We start from the raw sequence: 16,425 nt of genomic DNA, 5'->3' as shown, positions 1-16,425 counted from the left end.
TGTAGCGAGTTCTATGGCAAATTGCTATCCATAAGAAGATGAATAGTGTTGGGGTTAAGTGCTGTAAACCAACGCGCCACTATGATAGTGGCTGTGTTTTTACCATTTTAGTTTGTGTTTATCTTGGGTAGCGTCATGTCGTGCATCATCGGCGGTATGCAAGTAACGGTTGGTCGTATTGATGGATGAGTGGCCTAAGGTATCACGCACATGCAGTAAATCCATATCTTGCTCAATCATATGTGTGCCAGCGGTATGACGTAGCCAATGAGTAGAAGCTTGTTCTACATGCAAAGCCTCGCTTTCGTAATCGTCACCCAAACTACGTAAATAGGCAGCAGTATCCGTAAAAATACGCTTCACAATAGTGTGAATAGCAGCGCGTGTTAGCGGTTTTGATTGTTTGTATCCAATAGGCAGCACCAGTGGGTAATCTTCGTTAGCTGTTGGATAGGGTGGTAAGCCTTTAAAGCTTCTATAGCGGATAAGCTCATCCATAAGCTCTTCAGTAATAGGAATGGTGCGGCTTTTTTGGCCTTTGCCTTCGATATCCATCCACCAGCGTAAAGTGCCGTGGCGATCACGACGAGAAAAAAGCGAGTTCATGCGGTTTTGGCTGAGTTCGGAAACGCGTAAACCACACATATACAGCAAAGAAAACAGCCAACGGTAGCGATAATAATGCTCTTTTTCACGCTGGGTTTCTTGGGGTAGGTGTTCGATACATTGTTTAACTTGATCCCAGAGATCCATATCGAGATAACGTTGCATACGCTTGGCGGGTGCCGTACGAGCGCCACGCAATACAGCCAATGGGTTGGCAGCTAAATACCCAGCTGAAACTAACCAGCTGTACATGCTGTTTAGCACGGTTAATGCTTGTCGAATGCTACTGGCAGATAACGGACCAGCAAAAGGGCGCCAATCTTCGTGTGAGCGAGCGACTTTTGCGCCTTTTTTTAAAACCCAACGAGATCTGGGTGCCGGATCACGTAAAAACTGTTGGTACAGCAATAGGTCTTCGTGTGTAAGCGATGAAATGGCTTTATTGCATTCTAAGTTTGCCCAAAGTAATAAGCGTTCGGATTCTTTGCGATAGCTATTAAACGTATTTGGGCTGTCTATGTATTGAGCCAACCATGCTTGTAAAGCATCTACGTCATTGTCAGCGTGTAAAAGCGTTGAAGGTGTTTGCGCACGATTAGTGCCATGCGAGCCATCGATCTCAATGGAATAAGGCACATAAAACTCGAGCGCGGCTGGTACAGGAATAGACATAGGCAGTAGAAAAAAGAAAACAATAACGGTGCAGTCATTTTCACTAAAGACTGTATGTCTGTCTAGTAGTGAATAAATTACGTATTAAACCCTAGGGCGATTTACTATTGCGACATTATACATAAAGTTGACATTATGTCAGTAATGTCAAATTGACAGTATAGGTTTGTTTGTTTTTTTACGTAATACGTAAAAATATTGATTTGTTTGGTTTGTTGTGGGCATAATACGGTTTTACACTTAGCTATCGCTCAGTTAGCGGTTATGCTTAGCTTTATTGCAATGAAATGGATAGATAATGAATCAAACGGTCTTAACGGAATCAGAGCTCTATGTGGCTGTAGAAAAGCTACGCTCCGAGCACAGCAATACACTCGATTTATACAAAGCCGTCGCTGCTTTGCTGTTTTTTCAATACGACAGCACGCCTACCACTAACCGCATGTACCAGTTAGTTCGTAAAGGCAGTATGAGCGCGCCTGCCGAGGCACTGCGACTGTTTTGGCAAGAACTCAGAGACCGTAGCCAAGTCCGTATGGAGGAAGCCGATATCCCTTTGGGGTTAAAACAGACTGCAGGCACTCTTTTCGCTCAAATGTGGGAAGAATCACTGCAGCACGCCAAACAACTGACTGAGCAAAATAATCAAGCCATTTATGCCCAGATTGCCCTTATTCAGCAGGAGTCACAGCAGCAAGCAAACCAATTACGCACGCTAAGCGAATCTTACGAACACGCCCTGCTTCAAATCGAAGCTTTAACGCAAGATTTAGCGCACAAAGATGAAATTATTCAAAAGCAAAAAACAGACTATGAGCAGCTAGAAAAGCGAATCGATGCCCTGTCTACTGAAAAAAAATGGTTAGAAAATGAGCTTGAGCGCACGGCACAGCATCATAAAGACCAGTTGCAGCTTAGCGAGCAACGAGCGGCAGATATGGAAAAATACGCAAGACTAGAAATTGAGCGTGTGCGTCAAGAAACACAGAAAAATTTGCTTCAGGAGCAAAATCGTCTACAACAACAGCAGGCTTTGCATCAACGTTTACAAGAAGACTATGCCGCGCTGCAAACGACTTATTTGGCCCTACAGCACAAGCAGCAGTTTGAAAGCGCTCAGCGCAATGAAGATCTAAAACGTATAGAGCAGCTCGAGCAACAAAATCATGACTTGCATCAATTGCTACAACACTTAGAGCGTGAGTTACGTGGTGCGCACCAATCTATAGAGCGCCGGTCCGTACCTAGCCGTCTAGCACGTCAACGAAAAGCCATGCGATCGCAGTAAAAGTGAATGTTATGGGTTAGCGGGCTTGTTTTGTAAGTAGTCGGGAAGCTGTTTAGAGAGAAACTCTACCAATAAACGAACACGTTCAGGAATGTAGCTGTTGCTAGGTAAAGCCACATACACCCCCACCGGTGGCTGAGGCTCAAGGTGTTTGAGTTCAACCAAGGTATTGGCTAATAGGTAGTCTCTAGCAATAAAAAGAGGCATTAGGCTGATGCCCATGCCCGCAGCAGCGGCTTTGGCTAAAGCATCGCCATTATTGGCTTTAATGCGCCCTTTTAATTGAATGCTGATATTTCTACCATTTTCAGAAAACATCCAACGGCTGTAATGCGAATACTGCAAGCATTCATGCTCTGATAAGTCTTCAAGGCATGTGGGTTCGCCTGCGCGCGCAATATAACTAGGTGATGCCACAAACACTAATTGGCACTCACCTATTTTGCGCACAATATCGCTTAATGCTAATTCGCTTGCAATGCGCACCGCTATATCAAAGCCCTCGGCAGCAACGTCAACCATGCGATCGCTGTACTCTAGATCGAGATGGATCTCTGGGTAGCGTTGAGCAAATTGCATCAATAAGTCAGAAAGATGGCGCAAGCCAAAACTTAAAGGTAAGCTAATACGCAAATTTCCGGTGGGTTTAATTTGCTCTTCGTTAAGCTCGGCCTCGCTGCGTTGCACTAAATCGATAATAGCTTTGCTGTGCTCAAGGTATTTTTTTCCCGCCGAGGTCAAGGCCTGGCGGCGTGTACTGCGAGCTATGAGCTGTACGCCTAGGTGTTCTTCTAGTGCTGCAATTTGACGTGTAACCACCGAGCGCGCTACACCACGTTGATGTGCCGCAGCCGCAAAACTACCTAGTTCGGCTACGAGAATAAAAAGTGACATCATTTCAAATTGATTCATTGTTCTTTTTTTAACAATAGTTAATTGCTTACCTAGATCTATTTAGCACCAGTTAAAATGGGTACAGTAATAACTTATTTGGACTTGAGCAAGATTTTTTATGTCGCAACGCTATACTATAACTGCAATTTCTCTGCATTGGCTGATGGCTTTCGCTTTTTTCGCGTTATTCGGTCTAGGGTTTTACATGACAGGTTTACCCTTATCACCGACCAAGCTTCAGGTTTACTCATGGCATAAGTGGGCGGGGGTCAGTCTTTTTTTTCTGGCTGTACTGCGTTTACTTTGGCGTCATCTCCATCGCCCTCCTGCTTTCCCCTCCTCTATGTCCGCCCAAGCACGTCGGCTCGCTCAGTTAGGGCATGGGGCGTTGTACTTTTTTATGTTTGCAATTCCGTTATCCGGTTGGTTGATGAGTTCAGCTATGGGTTTTCAAACGGTTTGGTTTGGAATCGTGCCCCTGCCTGATTTACTCCCCAAAGACAAAACCTTAGCGAATTGGTTCGGATCGGCTCACTTTTATTTAAATGTGGCTTTTATTATTACTATTGTTGGTCATATTGGTGCCGCACTCAAACACCAGTTTATTGACAAAGATAATATATTGGGCCGAATAAAATAATCAAAGGATTGATGATGAAATTACGTGTACTTATTGCTGCTTTATGTGCTGCTCCTTTGTTAGCTTCTGCTGCTACATATACCCAGATTGATACTCAATCAAGCCAGATTGATTTTTTCTATGGTCAGATGGGGGTAAATATGGAGGGAATCTTTTCTGGGGTCGACGGTCAAATAGATTTTGATTCGGCCCAGCCAGAAAAGGCAAGCGTGTCTTTACGCGTCAAAATGGACAGCGTAGATACCGGTTCCGACGAGGCAGATGAAGAGGTTCAAAAATCAGAGTGGTTTAATGTGCCCGAGCACCCTGATGCAACCTTCGTCTCCAAACAGATCAAACAAACCGACGACAACACGTTTTTGGTCTCGGGTGTGTTAAGCATCAAAGGCAATGAACAAACCATCGAGTTCCCTGCTACTGTTGTCGAAGAAGACGGGCGTGCTCGGTTTGAGGGCAGTTTTGATATGCTACGCGGCGATTACGCTATTGGCGAAGGCGCGTGGTCTAAGTTTGATATCGTAGCAAACGAAGTTCGTATTGAGTTTTCTATTGTTGCTACTCAATAACGATTAACTATTTGGAGTTTTATGTTATGAAAATGAATTTGAAGCGTTTACTAACGGCAGGTGTTGTAGCGACGTTGTTTAGCACACCACTATTAGCTGAAACCGTTACCTATCAGGTGGATCCTAATCATACCTTTGCTCGCTTCTCCTATAACCACATGGGGCTAAGCCAACAAATCAGCCGCTTTAACTCTACTAAAGGAACTGTTGCTTTAGATCTCGAGGCCAAAACGGGTGAAGTGACAATTGAAATCGATACCACCTCAGTAGATACTGGTTCAAGCGCTTTTAATGAGCACATCCAAGGTGCAGATTTTCTTGATACCGGCAGCCACCCTACCGCTACATTTAAGTCCAGCAAAATCGTTTTTGACGGTGATACCCCTACTGCTGTTGAGGGTGACTTAACTATTAAAGGCATCACCAAACCTGTGACACTCACCATTCATTCGTTTGTGACCAAGCCTCACCCCATGCTGAAAAAACCAACTTTAGGGGCAGATGCTGAAGTTCAAATTAAACGTTCTGATTTTAACGCTGACAAATTTGTTCCTGCCGTTAGTGATGATGTGACGATTAGCATTGCTATTGAAGCAATTGGCGGTTAATGCTCTTTGCTTAATCAAAACCCCAAAATACACAGCATGTTATTTTGGGGTTTTTGTTTTGTTGGCGTACTATAAAAGCCTAGACCAACGATTAGAGAATTTCTTCGATGATCTCGGTCGGTCGGCCTAATCGCACCCCTTTGGTGGTTTGCACAATAGGGCGATTTAATAAAATGGGATGGGCTGCGACGGCTTCATACAGCTCTGGCTCTGAGGCCGTAGCTAAGTTTAACTCAGTAAAAATCGCTTCATTGGTACGGATTAAATCCAGCAATGACCCATTGGATTGAGCAACAAGCTGCTGAAGTTGCTCTACACTAAGCGGATTTTGTAGATAAAGAATAATTTCAGGCTCTAAACCTCGTTGGTTTAGCAGTTCTAGTGCAGCCCGTGATTTACTGCAACGCGGATTATGGTAGATTTTAGTCATTAAATTTAAGGATTAAAACATGATTGATTTGTATTACTGGACTACACCTAATGGGCATAAAATCACCTTGTTTTTAGAGGAAACAGGGTTGGATTACACCATATACCCAATTAATATAGGCAAAGGTGAGCAGTTTGATCCTGACTTTTTACGCATAGCGCCCAATAATCGGATTCCTGCTATTGTAGACCATAGTCCACAAGACGGTGGGCCTGCAATTTCTGTGTTTGAGTCAGGGGCGATTTTGCAGTATTTAGCAGAAAAAACAGGTCGGTTTTTATCCACTGATCTACGCCAACGTGTGCAAGCCCTCGAGTGGTTAAATTGGCAAATGGGTGGCTTGGGGCCGATGGCGGGTCAAAACCATCATTTTAATATCTATGCTCCAGAAAAAATTGAGTATGCGCAGCAACGCTACATTAAAGAAACTAACCGTTTGTACGGGGTGTTAAATAAACAGCTAGCTGATAAAGACTTTATTACGGGTGAATACAGCATTGCAGACATGGCATGTTACCCATGGATTGTGCCTCATGCGAATCAAGGCCAAAACCTGGATGACTTCCCCCATTTAAAAAAGTGGTTCGAACGAATTGCAGCACGGCCTGCGACTCAACGAGCTTATGAAAAAGCCAAAGCCATTAATACCCAACCTTCGGTATCAGATGACGAGTCGCGCAAGCATTTGTTTGGTCAAGATGCCTCTAGCGTAAGAAAATAAAGGCACGCTATGCAAAGATCTCTTATTCGTTTGGGCCTTGCCACTGGCACTGCGCTTATGCTGGCTGCTTGCGCAGCTCCCTCTAAAGATATTTCTTTAATACCTACTCAAACAGGGGATATTACCTCTAAAGATGGGGTGTTTACCCAGCCCTTAACCCTAACTAAAACCAAACCAGGCTGTAAAGGTAGTTGCGCTCGTATTCAAGTTGAATCTCTTGTTTTTCCTGGTAACCGGGCTCTAACCGCGTATGTAGATCAACAGTTAGCGCAGATGGCTACGTTTGAATCGCGCCGAGCCCCAAGTGCAACCGTACAGGAATTCATGGATTATTATTGGCTCCAAGCCAATGATCGTGATGAGGTGATTTTAAATGCGAAAACGCGTTATAGAAATCAAAACATCACGGTGCTTGAGCTAGGGGCTTGGCAATACCTGACTGGGGCAGCCCATGGAATGAGTGAGATTCGGTTGATTAACTGGGATAATCGCACCAACAAACCGCTATCCCTTGAGCAAATAATACAACCTCGTCAGCTAGGCGCTTTTGAGCAACAGCTACGTTTGGCGCATCAAAAGTGGTTAGCTACCCAAGAGGCTGCCCAAGAAAACCCAGAAAACTACAATCGCTTGTGGCCCTTTCAAATGACTCATAACGTCGGTCTAACAGATAGTGGTTTGGTGGCAAAGTATAATTCGTATGAAATTGCACCGTATTCCTCTGGGCAACCCGAGCTGCTTATCCCCTACCCCCAACTGGTAGGTATTTTGCAGCCACAGTTTTTACCTAAGTAGGAATAGTATTTGTTTTCTTGCTCTTAAAACAAAAAACCGTCGTAAATGACGGTTTTTTGTTTGATTAAGCTGAGATTTTACTGAGTAAAGATAGTTTTAGAACCATCGGGGTGCCATTCAAATACATCAAATTTAAACTCGTTTAAATCGCCCTGCTCGTTCCAGGAGATTTCACCAATAGGAGTTTTAACTTGGTTTTTATGTAAGTATTCGGCCACGGCGATGGGGTCGTCTTTACCTGCGTTTTTGATGCCTTCGGCAATAGAAAGCGCCGCTGCGTATGCCGTCATTTGGAAAGCACCGCCGGGATCACGCCTTTTGTCTTTAAAGGCCTTAACTAATGCCTCGTTGCTTGGGTCTTGGGTAAAGTCGGCAGGAAGTGTAACTAACATACCTGCAACGGAATCACCTGCGATAGCGTTAATATCAGGGTTGCCTACGCCCTCTGGACCCATAAACGTAATGCCTAGGTTTTGCTCTGCGCCTTGACGCAATAACAAGCCCATTTCAGGATGGTAGCCACCATAGTAGATGAATTCGGCACCAGAGCCTTTTAGTTTAGTAATAACGGCTGAGTAGTCGCTGTCGCCAGCGTTAATACCCTCGAAAAGAACCACTTCAATATTGGCTTTTTCTAAATCATTTTTGACCGCTGTTGCAATACCCTGGCCATAAGACTGTTTGTCGTGCAGTACAGCGACTTTTTTGGGTTTAATTTGATTAATAATTACATCAGCAGCAGCTGGGCCTTGTTGGTCATCGCGACCAATAGTACGGAAAATGGTTTCGTAGTTTTTGTTTTCGGTGACAGCTGGCGCAGTGGCTGATGGAGAAATCATAATAACGCCTTCATCATTATAGACGTCGGCAGCGGCAATGGTTGCACCCGAGCAAACATGCCCAATTACGTAATGGTGACCGTCGTTGACTACACGGTTAGCCACCACAGGGCCTTGTTTGGGTTCACATGCGTCGTCCATGACCACGACTTCGATTTTTTTACCAAGTACACCACCATCGGCGTTAATCTGCTCGACTGCAGTGTCAACACCTTGTTTAACCATGTCGCCGTATTGTGTAAGTGCGCCGGTAAATGGCCCAGCAATCACAAATTTAATGTTCTCAGCAGATACGGCTGAGCTCATCATCATACCGGCAGCCATACCTAGCGCTGCAGCTAAAGGGGTAATGCGAATTTTCATAAAAAAACCTCCAATAAGTGCACCACAGCATACACCGAAATAATCTAATTATTGCAAATTGAAAGCAAAATCTAGGGTTTACGACTAGATTTTGCTTGAGCTTAATTAGGCGCTAAGAGCACGTAGCATCCATGCGTTTTTTTCATGAATATCAAGACGTTGCGTGAGAATGTCTGCAGTAGGCTGGTCGCTAGCTTGTTCGGCTTTCTCGCAAGCCGCACGAGCAGTACACACCACGGCTTCGTTTGCTTGAAGTAGTAAGCGAATCATTTCCTCGGCATTGGGCACATGCTCGGGTTCTTTAATGGAAGAAAGCTTAGTGAATTCAGCATACGTGCCTGGGGCAAAAAAGCCCAAAGCTCGGATGCGTTCAGCTAGAGTATCAAGCGCTTGCCAAAGCTCGGTGTATTGGTCCATGAACATGGTGTGTAAGGTGTTAAACATAGGACCAGTGACGTTCCAGTGGAAGTTGTGCGTCATTAGATACAGCGTATATGAGTCAGCCAATACTTTAGAAAGTTCGGTAGCGACTTGAGCACGTGTTTCTGCTGGGATACCGATGTTTACGGCAATGCTATCTTGCTTAACTACATCTGATTTAACTTTTTTAGCCATAGTAAAACTCCTTTGTTGATAAAGCAAAACGAAAACGCCTGACACTAGTGTAATGGGTTTAGTGCCCTGTTCTACAAATAATTCACATTTTTCAAACCGCAGCTTAGGATGGCTTCTGCCAGAGCTTCAATAGCAGCTGCTCGAGGAAAACTTTTGCGCCATACCAGCACAATACGGCGATCTGGTACAGGTTCTTTAAAAGGAATGTAATCTAAAAGTGCGTTGTCTTGAACCGTGCTATTTAGTGCCGTGGCAGGCAAAACGGTTACACCAATGCCAGTCGCCACCATATGCCGAATGGTTTCCAAAGAGGAACCTTCAAATGTACGTTGAATTCCTTCACTGGAGGCTGAAAACCGAGAAAGCTCGGGGCAAACATCCAGTACTTGATCCCTAAAGCAATGCCCTGTGCCAAGCAATAACATGGTTTCGTCTTTAAGCTCGGACGCATCGACGTAGTCACGACCGCTCCATACGTGACCATGCGGCACGGCCACAACAAAAGGCTCATCGTACAGTTCGCGCACCATAAAACCACTGTCGTTCAAGGGTAAGGCGACTATAGCAGCATCGAGCTCGCCCTGTCGGAGCAGTTCTAACAAGCGCACTGTATAGTTTTCTTGTAAGACCAATGGCATTTTTGGCGTTAGTTTAATTTGCTGCGGCACTAATAAGGGCAATAAGTACGGTGCTACCGTATAAATAATACCCACTCGTAAAGGCCCACTTAGTGGGTTTTGCCCTTCTTTGGCAATTTCTTTTAGATTGGCACCTTCTTCAAGTACCTTTTGGGCTTGCTCAATAATGCGCAGCCCAATAGGTGTAATGCCTACTTCGGCCCCACCACGCTCGAAAATGGTGACATCGAGCTCTTCTTCTAGTTTACGTATTGCCACTGACAGCGTGGGTTGGCTGACGTAACAGGCCTCAGCAGCTCGCCCAAAATGGCGCTCTCTGGCTACCGCAACAATATATTTAAGTTCAGTAAGAGTCATTTAACCACGTAAAAATTCTTCTTTTGCACCCAACCAGCGCAGCACATGCGCAGCGGCTTGGTCAGGATGATGTTGATAAAGGTAAGCAGCACACTCTTTGGCTTGATGGATGAGCTCACTGTCTTGATCTAAGTTAGCAAAACGCAAGAGCATCTGCCCCGACTGGCGCACACCCAGAAATTCACCCGGCCCACGTAGAGTTAAATCGCGTTGTGCTATTTCAAAACCATCTGTGGTTTCGTACATGGCTCGTAGACGTTCGCGTGCAATGGCAGATAAAGGGGGTTGGTACATTAACACACAAAAAGAGGCTTTGTGACCGCGCCCCACTCGCCCTCGTAACTGATGCAGTTGTGCTAGACCATAACGCTCGGCGTGCTCTATTACCATAATGGTAGCATTTGGCACATCAACTCCCACTTCAATGACTGTGGTGGCGACAAGCACATCAAGCTCTGCAGCCCTAAAGGCTTCCATAACCTGATGTTTTTCAGTTGCACTCATGCGCCCATGCAGTAAGCCCACACGTAATGGGGCTAGCTCTAGCGCCATCTGCTCATAGGTATCCACCGCGGTTTCCAGCTGTAGTGCCTCGCTTTCCTCTACTAATGGGCAGACCCAGTAGACTTGTTGCCCCTCTTGAACTGCTAAACGAACACGATCCATCATTTCTAATCGTCTATCAGCAGAAAGCAATTTAGTTTGAATAGGGGTACGGCCTGGTGGTAGCTCATCAATTACCGACACATCTAGATCAGAGTAAAAAGTAAGAGCTAAGGTGCGTGGTATAGGTGTAGCACTCATGTTGAGTTGATGCGGTAAGAGCTCTGCTCCTAAGTCTTGTAGGCTTTGGGTGCCCTTACGGCTTAATGCTAGACGCTGCTCTACGCCAAAACGGTGTTGCTCATCTAAAATGACAAGCCCTAAGCGATGAAATTGCACCGCCTCTTGAATTAAGGCTTGGGTACCTACTATAAGTTGACTTGCGCCTGTGGCTACTCGCTCGTGGGCATGGCGTTTTTGTGCAGGCGTTAAACTACCGCTTAGCCAATCCACTTGTATGCCCAATGGTTCTAACCAAGCATTAAGCTTTTGTTGATGCTGTTCTGCTAGTAATTCGGTGGGTGCCATTAAAGCGACTTGAAAGCCATGCTCTAGGGCCTGCAAAGCAGCAAACGCAGCCACAATGGTTTTTCCACTGCCCACATCGCCTTGTAGCAAACGGTTCATGGGCTGGTGGCGCTGTAAGTCGGTACTGATTTCAGCAATGACGCGTTGTTGAGCTTGGGTTAACTGAAAACCTAATTTTTTTTCTAACTGGGTTGCAAGATGGCGCGTAGGCGCAATCGATGGTGCTTTCAGTAGAGCTCGTCGCGCTCGTGCTGCTGTTAAGGACAGCTGTTGAGCAAGTAGTTCATCAAACTTTATACGGTCCCATGCTGGGTGGGTTTGATTTAATAGTGCAGCGCTTTGCTCCACTGCGGGGTAATGCAATTGGGTGACCGCACTGGCAAAATCCAACAGCCCATAGCGTTGGCGAATGGCATCTGAAAGCGTATCCGTTAAGCTAGCACGATCTAATGCGGCTAGGATCGCTTTGCGTAAACTAGGCTGAGTTAAACCTTCGGTGGTGGGATAAATAGGGGTTAGGGTTTGTGATAAAGGTGCACCGGCTTGCGACACCTTTGGGTGTACCATTTCAATTGCAGTTTGAAAACCGCGTCGTACTTCGCCACGTAAACGAATAAAATTGCCCTCGGCAAATTGGTTAATTTGATTTGGGTAAAAATGTAAAAGGCGAACTAAAAGCTCGCCAGTATGATCACGAACCAGAGCTTGTAATTGCTTTCGAGGGCGTTGCAAAATGTGTTGTTGCACCACCGTGCCTTCGATCTGTGCATATTCACCAATAGCTAAAGTGGCAATTTCGTGAATTTGCGTTTGATCTTCGTATCGCAAGGGCAAGTGCACGATAAAATCCATATCTTGCACCAAGCCCAAGCGTTCGAGCAATTGCGCTTGCGTGGGTTTTTTCGATGTTTTTTTTTGAGTAGTGTCCGCCAAGACTAAAGACGCTGTAATTAGATGACTAAAATGGCTTCAACCTCAAACTGAGCGTTTTTAGGTAGGCTGGCAACGCCTAGAGTAGAACGTGCAGCATAAGGTTGGGGCATGAGCTCTGTCATGATGGCGTTTACACTTGCAAACTTACTGAGATCAGTCAGGTATAGATTAAATTTGACTATGTTTTCTAGGCTACCACCTGCGGCCTGAATAACAGCAGATAAATTGGTGAAACACTGACGCACTTGGGCTTCAAAGTTATCTGACACGAGTTCGCCCGTTTTAGGGTCTAGGCCAATTTGCCCAGAGGTAAAAACCATTTTACCGTTTGGCACAGCCACGGCTTGTGAGTAGGGACCTACTGCGGCAGGTGCTGCATCTGTTTGAATAATTTCTTTACTCATGAAAGGCCTTTAGGCAAAAAATTAGTACAAATTTGATTTTACGCAGCAACCGCCTATTTTAACAAGCAAATGGCTGCTTATTTCTCGACGAAAGCACGTTCAATTACGTAGTCGCCGGGTTGCCCTACTCCGGGGGAAATAGATAGACCGCGTTCATTTAAAAGCTGACTGATGTCTTCAAGCATCGCTGGGCTACCACAAATCATGGCGCGATCATGCTCTGGGTCAATTTCAGGTAAACCGATATCGGTGAAAAATTTCCCACTATTGATCAGTGTGGTGATGCGACCCTCGTTGCGGAACGGCTCACGAGTAACCGTTGGATAATAAATGAGTTTTTCGCGGATGAGCTCACCGAAATATTCGTGATTGGGTAGCTCATTTTCAATATAGTCGCGGTAAGCTAATTCGCTTACGTAGCGTACACCATGAACCAGTACTACTTTTTCAAAACGTTCGTAGGTTTCTGGATCTTGAATAATGCTCATGTACGGCGCTAGACCTGTGCCTGTACCAAACAAATACAGGTTGCGGCCTGCACGTAAATCATCCACAACAAGCGTGCCGACGGGTTTGCGGCTCATGAGAATTTCATCACCTACTTTTAAATGCTGCAAGCGTGATGTGAGTGGGCCGTTTTGAACTTTAATGCTAAGAAACTCGAGCTCTTCAGCATAGTTGGGACTGGCAACACTATAAGCACGCATTAATGGTTTACCGTCTACCTCAAGACCAATCATCACAAAATGGCCATTGGTGAAACGCAGTGCGGCATCGCGTGTGGTTGTAAAAGAGAATAAGGTGTCGTTCCAGTGATGTACGCTTAGTACAGTTTCTGTATTAAAAGCTGCCATAGGTCTAGTTTAGTAATAAAAGTAATAATGACTAGTTTAACTCGTATTGAGGGGATAACCCTAATAGGACATGAACGTAGTGCAAATAAGCCAAATTTTTACAAGGTTATTAATTCAGATCAAAAATAGCGTTAGAAGTTTCCTAAAGTGGGCACATCAGGGCATAAGTCCTTGCAACTTGGGTCTAGCCTTGCTATTCTCGCACAAACATGATGATAATAATTATCATTTAGCTTGACTTTCTATTTTACTCTTTGGTGGAGTTTCTGAATGCGTTTGAATTATTCACTGCGTGCCCTTATGGGTGGCTTGGTTTTGTCATCGGTTGCATTGAGTGCAGCGCCGGTATTCGCTGCCGAAGAAATTAATATTTACACAACTCGTGAACCCAATTTAATTTTGCCTATATTGGAAACCTTCACCGCTGACACCAATATTAAAGTCAACACGGTATTTGTTAAAGATGGCTTAATTGAACGCGTGAAAACCGAAGGGGCGCAGTCGCCTGCAGATATTCTCATGACGGTGGATATCGGTAACTTGCTCGATTTGGTCGAGGCAGGCATCACACAGCCTGTAGAGTCTGATGTTCTGGCTGAAGCCATCCCCGCTAACTTACGCGGTAAAGATAACCAATGGTTTACCTTGTCTATGCGCGATCGTGTGGGTTATGTGGCTACGGATCTTAACGATGTGACCGCTCTTACCTATGAAGATTTTGCCGATCCCCGTTGGAAAGGCAAAGTGTGTATTCGTTCTGGGCAGCATCCTTACAATACCGCTTTAATTGCAGCCATGATTGCCCACAACGGTGTCGAGGCCACCGAGCAGTGGCTTAAAGACGTAAAAAACAATCTAGGTCGTCCCGCTGCTGGGGGAGATCGCGATGTGGCTCGTGATATTTTAGGCGGTATTTGTGATGTGGGTATTGCTAATGCGTACTACGTGGGTCGCATGAAAAACGCCGAGCCAGGTTCAGACTCCTACAAATGGGGCGAAGCCATTAAAGTCGTTCGCCCTACTTTTAAAGAAAGCGGTGGTACACATGTTAATATTTCCGGCGCAGCTCTAGCGAAGAATTCGCCCAATAAAGACAACGCTGTGCGTTTACTTGAGTACTTGGTGTCTGATAAAGCCCAAAATCTGTACGCCAAGGCCAATTACGAATATCCTGTTAAAGCAGGTGTAGAGCTAGATCCTACAGTGGCTAGTTTTGGTGAGCTAAAGGTCGACAATCTAGACCTCACTGAAATAGCCAAACACCGCAAGCAGGCAAGCGAGCTCGTAGATAAAGTTGGATTCAACAACTAAGGTCAACTCTACGTCGTCGCTTGTGGCCGCTGAGTCTATGACATTGACTCAGCGGCTTCTGTGTATTTATCAATCTGTTTTTTCTACAATTTTTATGCGTGCGCACTATGGCGTGAGCTCAGGCTGGACAGTCAGCTCGTTACTCATTACTTTTATTGTTTTAGCTCCCGTTGTAGTGCTTGGTTGGCACAGCTTACAAGGCGCTACCGATCATTGGCAGCATTTATTGCAACATGTGCTGCCCACGGCTTTCAGCAATACCTTGGTTTTATTAATCGGTGTGGGTGTACTGGTTACGGCTTTAGGGGTGGGCAGCGCATGGCTGATTACGGCATACCAATTCCCTACGCGTGGCATTTTGTCATGGGCGTTGTTGCTACCCCTAGCAGTACCGACGTATATAGTCGCTTTTGCTTATTTGGATATTTTGCACCCCATTGGACCAGTACAGACCATCATTCGGGAATTGCTGGGTTACAGTAGTCCGCGTCAGTTTCGCTTGCCCGATATACGCTCTTTAGCAGGCGCTATTTTTTTACTTGGTTTTGTGTTGTACCCCTACGTGTATTTAAGCACCCGAGCTATGTTTGCTACCCAAGCCGCTAGCCTGCTTGAGGCCGCACGCGTTCTAGGCGAAAGTCAGCGTAGTGTGTTTTACCGCGTAGCATTACCAATGGCCCGCCCGGCTGTTGCTGTAGGTGTCAGCTTGGCCTTGCTCGAAACCTTAAATGATATTGGTGCCTCGGAGTTTTTAGGTATTCAAACATTAACCGTTTCCATTTATACCACTTGGGTGACCCGTTCCGATTTGGCTGGAGCGGCCCAAATCGCCTTGTCTATGCTGTTATTAGTCGCTACGCTTATCAGCATCGAGCGTTACGGCCGACGCCATCAACGCTATAGCCAAAATCAACGCTCGCATCCTGTGCAGCCATTTGCTTTAAAAGGGGGCGCTGCATTGATAGCTATGGCTTTAGGTTGGATTCCTGTGATCATTGGTTTTATTGCGCCTGCGTGGTATTTATTTAGCCAAACGATTAAACACTTAAAACAAACAGGAGCCGTATCGACTCAACTGATTGCGAGCGCTTGGAACACCGTATCCATTGCTTTGGTTGCTACGGTAGTAACCATTGCGGCGGGGTTGATTGTGGCGTGGGCCGCTCGAACAGTACGTTATGGTCAAAAAAATACGTTTAGCCATTTGTTGGCTAAGCTAGCCTCCATTGGGTATGCTGTGCCTGGTACGGTTTTGGCCATTGGTTTGCTCACACCCTTAGTGTGGGTCGATGCTGGTATTAACCAGGTAATAAACTGGTTTCAGGAAACGCCACCCCAACTTTATTTAATGGGGACCATGACAGCGCTGGTGCTGGCTTATGTGATCCGCTTCCTCGCCATTGCGATCGGTGGTACAGAGGCTGGGCTTGCACGCATTCCCCCTTCTTTAGAGCAGGCTTCTAGGCTTTTAGGTGAAACACCAGCCAGCACATTAAAGCGGGTTCACTTGCCTTTGTTACGCCCTGCGCTTGGGGCGGCAGCGCTATTGATTTTTGTGGATGCTATGAAAGAGCTTCCCGCTACGTTGCTGCTACGCCCAATGAACTTTGAAACACTGGCGACCTGGTTATATGCCGAAGCGGCTCGAGGCACCTATGAAGAAGGTGCAGTGGCTGCTTTGGCTATTGTGCTGGCCGGGCTTTTACCCGTAATTATTTTAGCGCGCTCTCAATTGAAAACATTACGTGCTTAGGGTGGGA

Annotated in this window: 17 protein-coding genes; 8 read left to right on the top strand and 9 right to left on the bottom strand. The window is 45.6% G+C overall.

Features of this window, described 5'->3' with window-relative positions; genetic code table 11:
- Nucleotides 1-99: 99 nt before the first annotated feature.
- Nucleotides 100-1,278, bottom strand: a complete 1,179-nt coding sequence (locus tag ACBP46_RS05830; RefSeq protein ID WP_371015796.1) for a tyrosine-type recombinase/integrase — start codon at nucleotides 1,276-1,278, stop codon at nucleotides 100-102.
- Between the two features lie 298 nt (nucleotides 1,279-1,576).
- Between ACBP46_RS05830 and ACBP46_RS05825 the strand changes: the two genes are divergently transcribed.
- Entirely contained in the window at nucleotides 1,577-2,566 is a 990-nt protein-coding gene (locus ACBP46_RS05825; RefSeq protein WP_371015795.1) for a DNA-binding protein, read from the top strand.
- 9 nt (nucleotides 2,567-2,575) lie between these two features.
- Here ACBP46_RS05825 and ACBP46_RS05820 read toward each other — a convergent pair whose 3' ends face one another.
- Entirely contained in the window at nucleotides 2,576-3,478 is a 903-nt protein-coding gene (locus ACBP46_RS05820; protein ID WP_371015794.1) for a LysR family transcriptional regulator, read from the bottom strand.
- A gap of 100 nt (nucleotides 3,479-3,578) precedes the next feature.
- On the opposite strand from ACBP46_RS05820, the gene ACBP46_RS05815 reads away from it, so the two are divergent.
- The 3 genes from ACBP46_RS05815 to ACBP46_RS05805 are packed head-to-tail and all read left to right on the top strand — an operon-like array spanning nucleotide 3,579 to nucleotide 5,274.
- The gene (locus ACBP46_RS05815; RefSeq protein WP_371015793.1) at nucleotides 3,579-4,100 is read left to right on the top strand and encodes a cytochrome b; all 522 of its coding nucleotides are present in this window, start codon (nucleotides 3,579-3,581) and stop codon (nucleotides 4,098-4,100) included.
- An 11-nt stretch (nucleotides 4,101-4,111) separates the two neighbouring features.
- Entirely contained in the window at nucleotides 4,112-4,666 is a 555-nt protein-coding gene (locus tag ACBP46_RS05810; protein WP_371015792.1) for a YceI family protein, read from the top strand.
- 26 nt (nucleotides 4,667-4,692) lie between these two features.
- The gene (locus ACBP46_RS05805) at nucleotides 4,693-5,274 is read left to right on the top strand and encodes a YceI family protein (protein ID WP_371015791.1); all 582 of its coding nucleotides are present in this window, start codon (nucleotides 4,693-4,695) and stop codon (nucleotides 5,272-5,274) included.
- A 91-nt stretch (nucleotides 5,275-5,365) separates the two neighbouring features.
- Here ACBP46_RS05805 and arsC read toward each other — a convergent pair whose 3' ends face one another.
- The gene (gene arsC, locus ACBP46_RS05800) at nucleotides 5,366-5,704 is read right to left on the bottom strand and encodes an arsenate reductase (glutaredoxin) (protein ID WP_371015790.1); all 339 of its coding nucleotides are present in this window, start codon (nucleotides 5,702-5,704) and stop codon (nucleotides 5,366-5,368) included.
- Nucleotides 5,705-5,723: 19 nt separating this feature from the next.
- Between arsC and ACBP46_RS05795 the strand changes: the two genes are divergently transcribed.
- Complete coding sequence (locus tag ACBP46_RS05795; RefSeq protein WP_371015789.1) at nucleotides 5,724-6,425, top strand: glutathione binding-like protein; 702 nt, start codon at nucleotides 5,724-5,726, stop codon at nucleotides 6,423-6,425.
- Between the two features lie 9 nt (nucleotides 6,426-6,434).
- The gene (locus ACBP46_RS05790) at nucleotides 6,435-7,220 is read left to right on the top strand and encodes an RsiV family protein (protein WP_371015788.1); all 786 of its coding nucleotides are present in this window, start codon (nucleotides 6,435-6,437) and stop codon (nucleotides 7,218-7,220) included.
- Nucleotides 7,221-7,297: 77 nt separating this feature from the next.
- On the opposite strand, the gene ACBP46_RS05785 is transcribed toward ACBP46_RS05790, so the two are convergent.
- The 6 genes from ACBP46_RS05785 to ACBP46_RS05760 form a co-directional block, all read right to left on the bottom strand.
- A complete protein-coding gene (locus ACBP46_RS05785) occupies nucleotides 7,298-8,422 on the bottom strand; it encodes a high-affinity branched-chain amino acid ABC transporter substrate-binding protein (RefSeq protein WP_371015787.1) in 1,125 nt (374 codons plus the stop codon).
- Between the two features lie 105 nt (nucleotides 8,423-8,527).
- The gene (locus ACBP46_RS05780) at nucleotides 8,528-9,037 is read right to left on the bottom strand and encodes a Dps family protein (protein WP_371015786.1); all 510 of its coding nucleotides are present in this window, start codon (nucleotides 9,035-9,037) and stop codon (nucleotides 8,528-8,530) included.
- 71 nt (nucleotides 9,038-9,108) lie between these two features.
- Nucleotides 9,109-10,032, bottom strand: coding sequence for a LysR substrate-binding domain-containing protein (locus tag ACBP46_RS05775; protein ID WP_371015785.1), 924 nt, complete (start codon nucleotides 10,030-10,032; stop codon nucleotides 9,109-9,111).
- A complete protein-coding gene (gene recG, locus ACBP46_RS05770; protein ID WP_371015784.1) occupies nucleotides 10,033-12,096 on the bottom strand; it encodes an ATP-dependent DNA helicase RecG in 2,064 nt (687 codons plus the stop codon).
- Nucleotides 12,097-12,113: 17 nt separating this feature from the next.
- Entirely contained in the window at nucleotides 12,114-12,500 is a 387-nt protein-coding gene (locus tag ACBP46_RS05765) for a Rid family detoxifying hydrolase (protein ID WP_371015783.1), read from the bottom strand.
- A 77-nt stretch (nucleotides 12,501-12,577) separates the two neighbouring features.
- Entirely contained in the window at nucleotides 12,578-13,354 is a 777-nt protein-coding gene (locus ACBP46_RS05760) for a ferredoxin--NADP reductase (protein ID WP_371015782.1), read from the bottom strand.
- A 270-nt stretch (nucleotides 13,355-13,624) separates the two neighbouring features.
- On the opposite strand from ACBP46_RS05760, the gene ACBP46_RS05755 reads away from it, so the two are divergent.
- Nucleotides 13,625-14,665, top strand: coding sequence for a Fe(3+) ABC transporter substrate-binding protein (locus ACBP46_RS05755; RefSeq protein WP_371015781.1), 1,041 nt, complete (start codon nucleotides 13,625-13,627; stop codon nucleotides 14,663-14,665).
- A 94-nt stretch (nucleotides 14,666-14,759) separates the two neighbouring features.
- A complete protein-coding gene (locus tag ACBP46_RS05750; protein WP_371015780.1) occupies nucleotides 14,760-16,418 on the top strand; it encodes an ABC transporter permease in 1,659 nt (552 codons plus the stop codon).
- Nucleotides 16,419-16,425 lie beyond the last annotated feature (7 nt).

The organism is Paenalcaligenes hominis, from assembly GCF_041359055.1.
Lineage (GTDB): Bacteria > Pseudomonadota > Gammaproteobacteria > Burkholderiales > Burkholderiaceae_B > Paenalcaligenes > Paenalcaligenes hominis_A.
Note: the sequence above shows the minus strand (reverse complement) of the source record. Positions and strands in the feature narration are given on the sequence as shown.

Bases quoted from the DNA above. Each gene is read 5' to 3' on its own strand.
- ACBP46_RS05795 (WP_371015789.1), top strand. From the start codon at position 5,724: ATGATTGATTTGTATTACTGGACTACACCTAATGGGCATAAAATCACC.
- ACBP46_RS05825 (WP_371015795.1), top strand. From the start codon at position 1,577: ATGAATCAAACGGTCTTAACGGAATCAGAGCTCTATGTGGCTGTAGAA.
- ACBP46_RS05760 (WP_371015782.1), bottom strand. From the start codon at position 13,354: ATGGCAGCTTTTAATACAGAAACTGTACTAAGCGTACATCACTGGAAC.
- ACBP46_RS05790 (WP_371015788.1), top strand. From the start codon at position 6,435: ATGCAAAGATCTCTTATTCGTTTGGGCCTTGCCACTGGCACTGCGCTT.
- ACBP46_RS05815 (WP_371015793.1), top strand. From the start codon at position 3,579: ATGTCGCAACGCTATACTATAACTGCAATTTCTCTGCATTGGCTGATG.
- ACBP46_RS05765 (WP_371015783.1), bottom strand. From the start codon at position 12,500: ATGAGTAAAGAAATTATTCAAACAGATGCAGCACCTGCCGCAGTAGGT.
- ACBP46_RS05820 (WP_371015794.1), bottom strand. From the start codon at position 3,478: ATGAATCAATTTGAAATGATGTCACTTTTTATTCTCGTAGCCGAACTA.
- arsC (WP_371015790.1), bottom strand. From the start codon at position 5,704: ATGACTAAAATCTACCATAATCCGCGTTGCAGTAAATCACGGGCTGCA.
- ACBP46_RS05805 (WP_371015791.1), top strand. From the start codon at position 4,693: ATGAAAATGAATTTGAAGCGTTTACTAACGGCAGGTGTTGTAGCGACG.
- ACBP46_RS05780 (WP_371015786.1), bottom strand. From the start codon at position 9,037: ATGGCTAAAAAAGTTAAATCAGATGTAGTTAAGCAAGATAGCATTGCC.
- ACBP46_RS05785 (WP_371015787.1), bottom strand. From the start codon at position 8,422: ATGAAAATTCGCATTACCCCTTTAGCTGCAGCGCTAGGTATGGCTGCC.
- ACBP46_RS05775 (WP_371015785.1), bottom strand. From the start codon at position 10,032: ATGACTCTTACTGAACTTAAATATATTGTTGCGGTAGCCAGAGAGCGC.
- ACBP46_RS05750 (WP_371015780.1), top strand. From the start codon at position 14,760: ATGCGTGCGCACTATGGCGTGAGCTCAGGCTGGACAGTCAGCTCGTTA.
- ACBP46_RS05810 (WP_371015792.1), top strand. From the start codon at position 4,112: ATGATGAAATTACGTGTACTTATTGCTGCTTTATGTGCTGCTCCTTTG.
- ACBP46_RS05830 (WP_371015796.1), bottom strand. From the start codon at position 1,278: ATGTCTATTCCTGTACCAGCCGCGCTCGAGTTTTATGTGCCTTATTCC.
- ACBP46_RS05755 (WP_371015781.1), top strand. From the start codon at position 13,625: ATGCGTTTGAATTATTCACTGCGTGCCCTTATGGGTGGCTTGGTTTTG.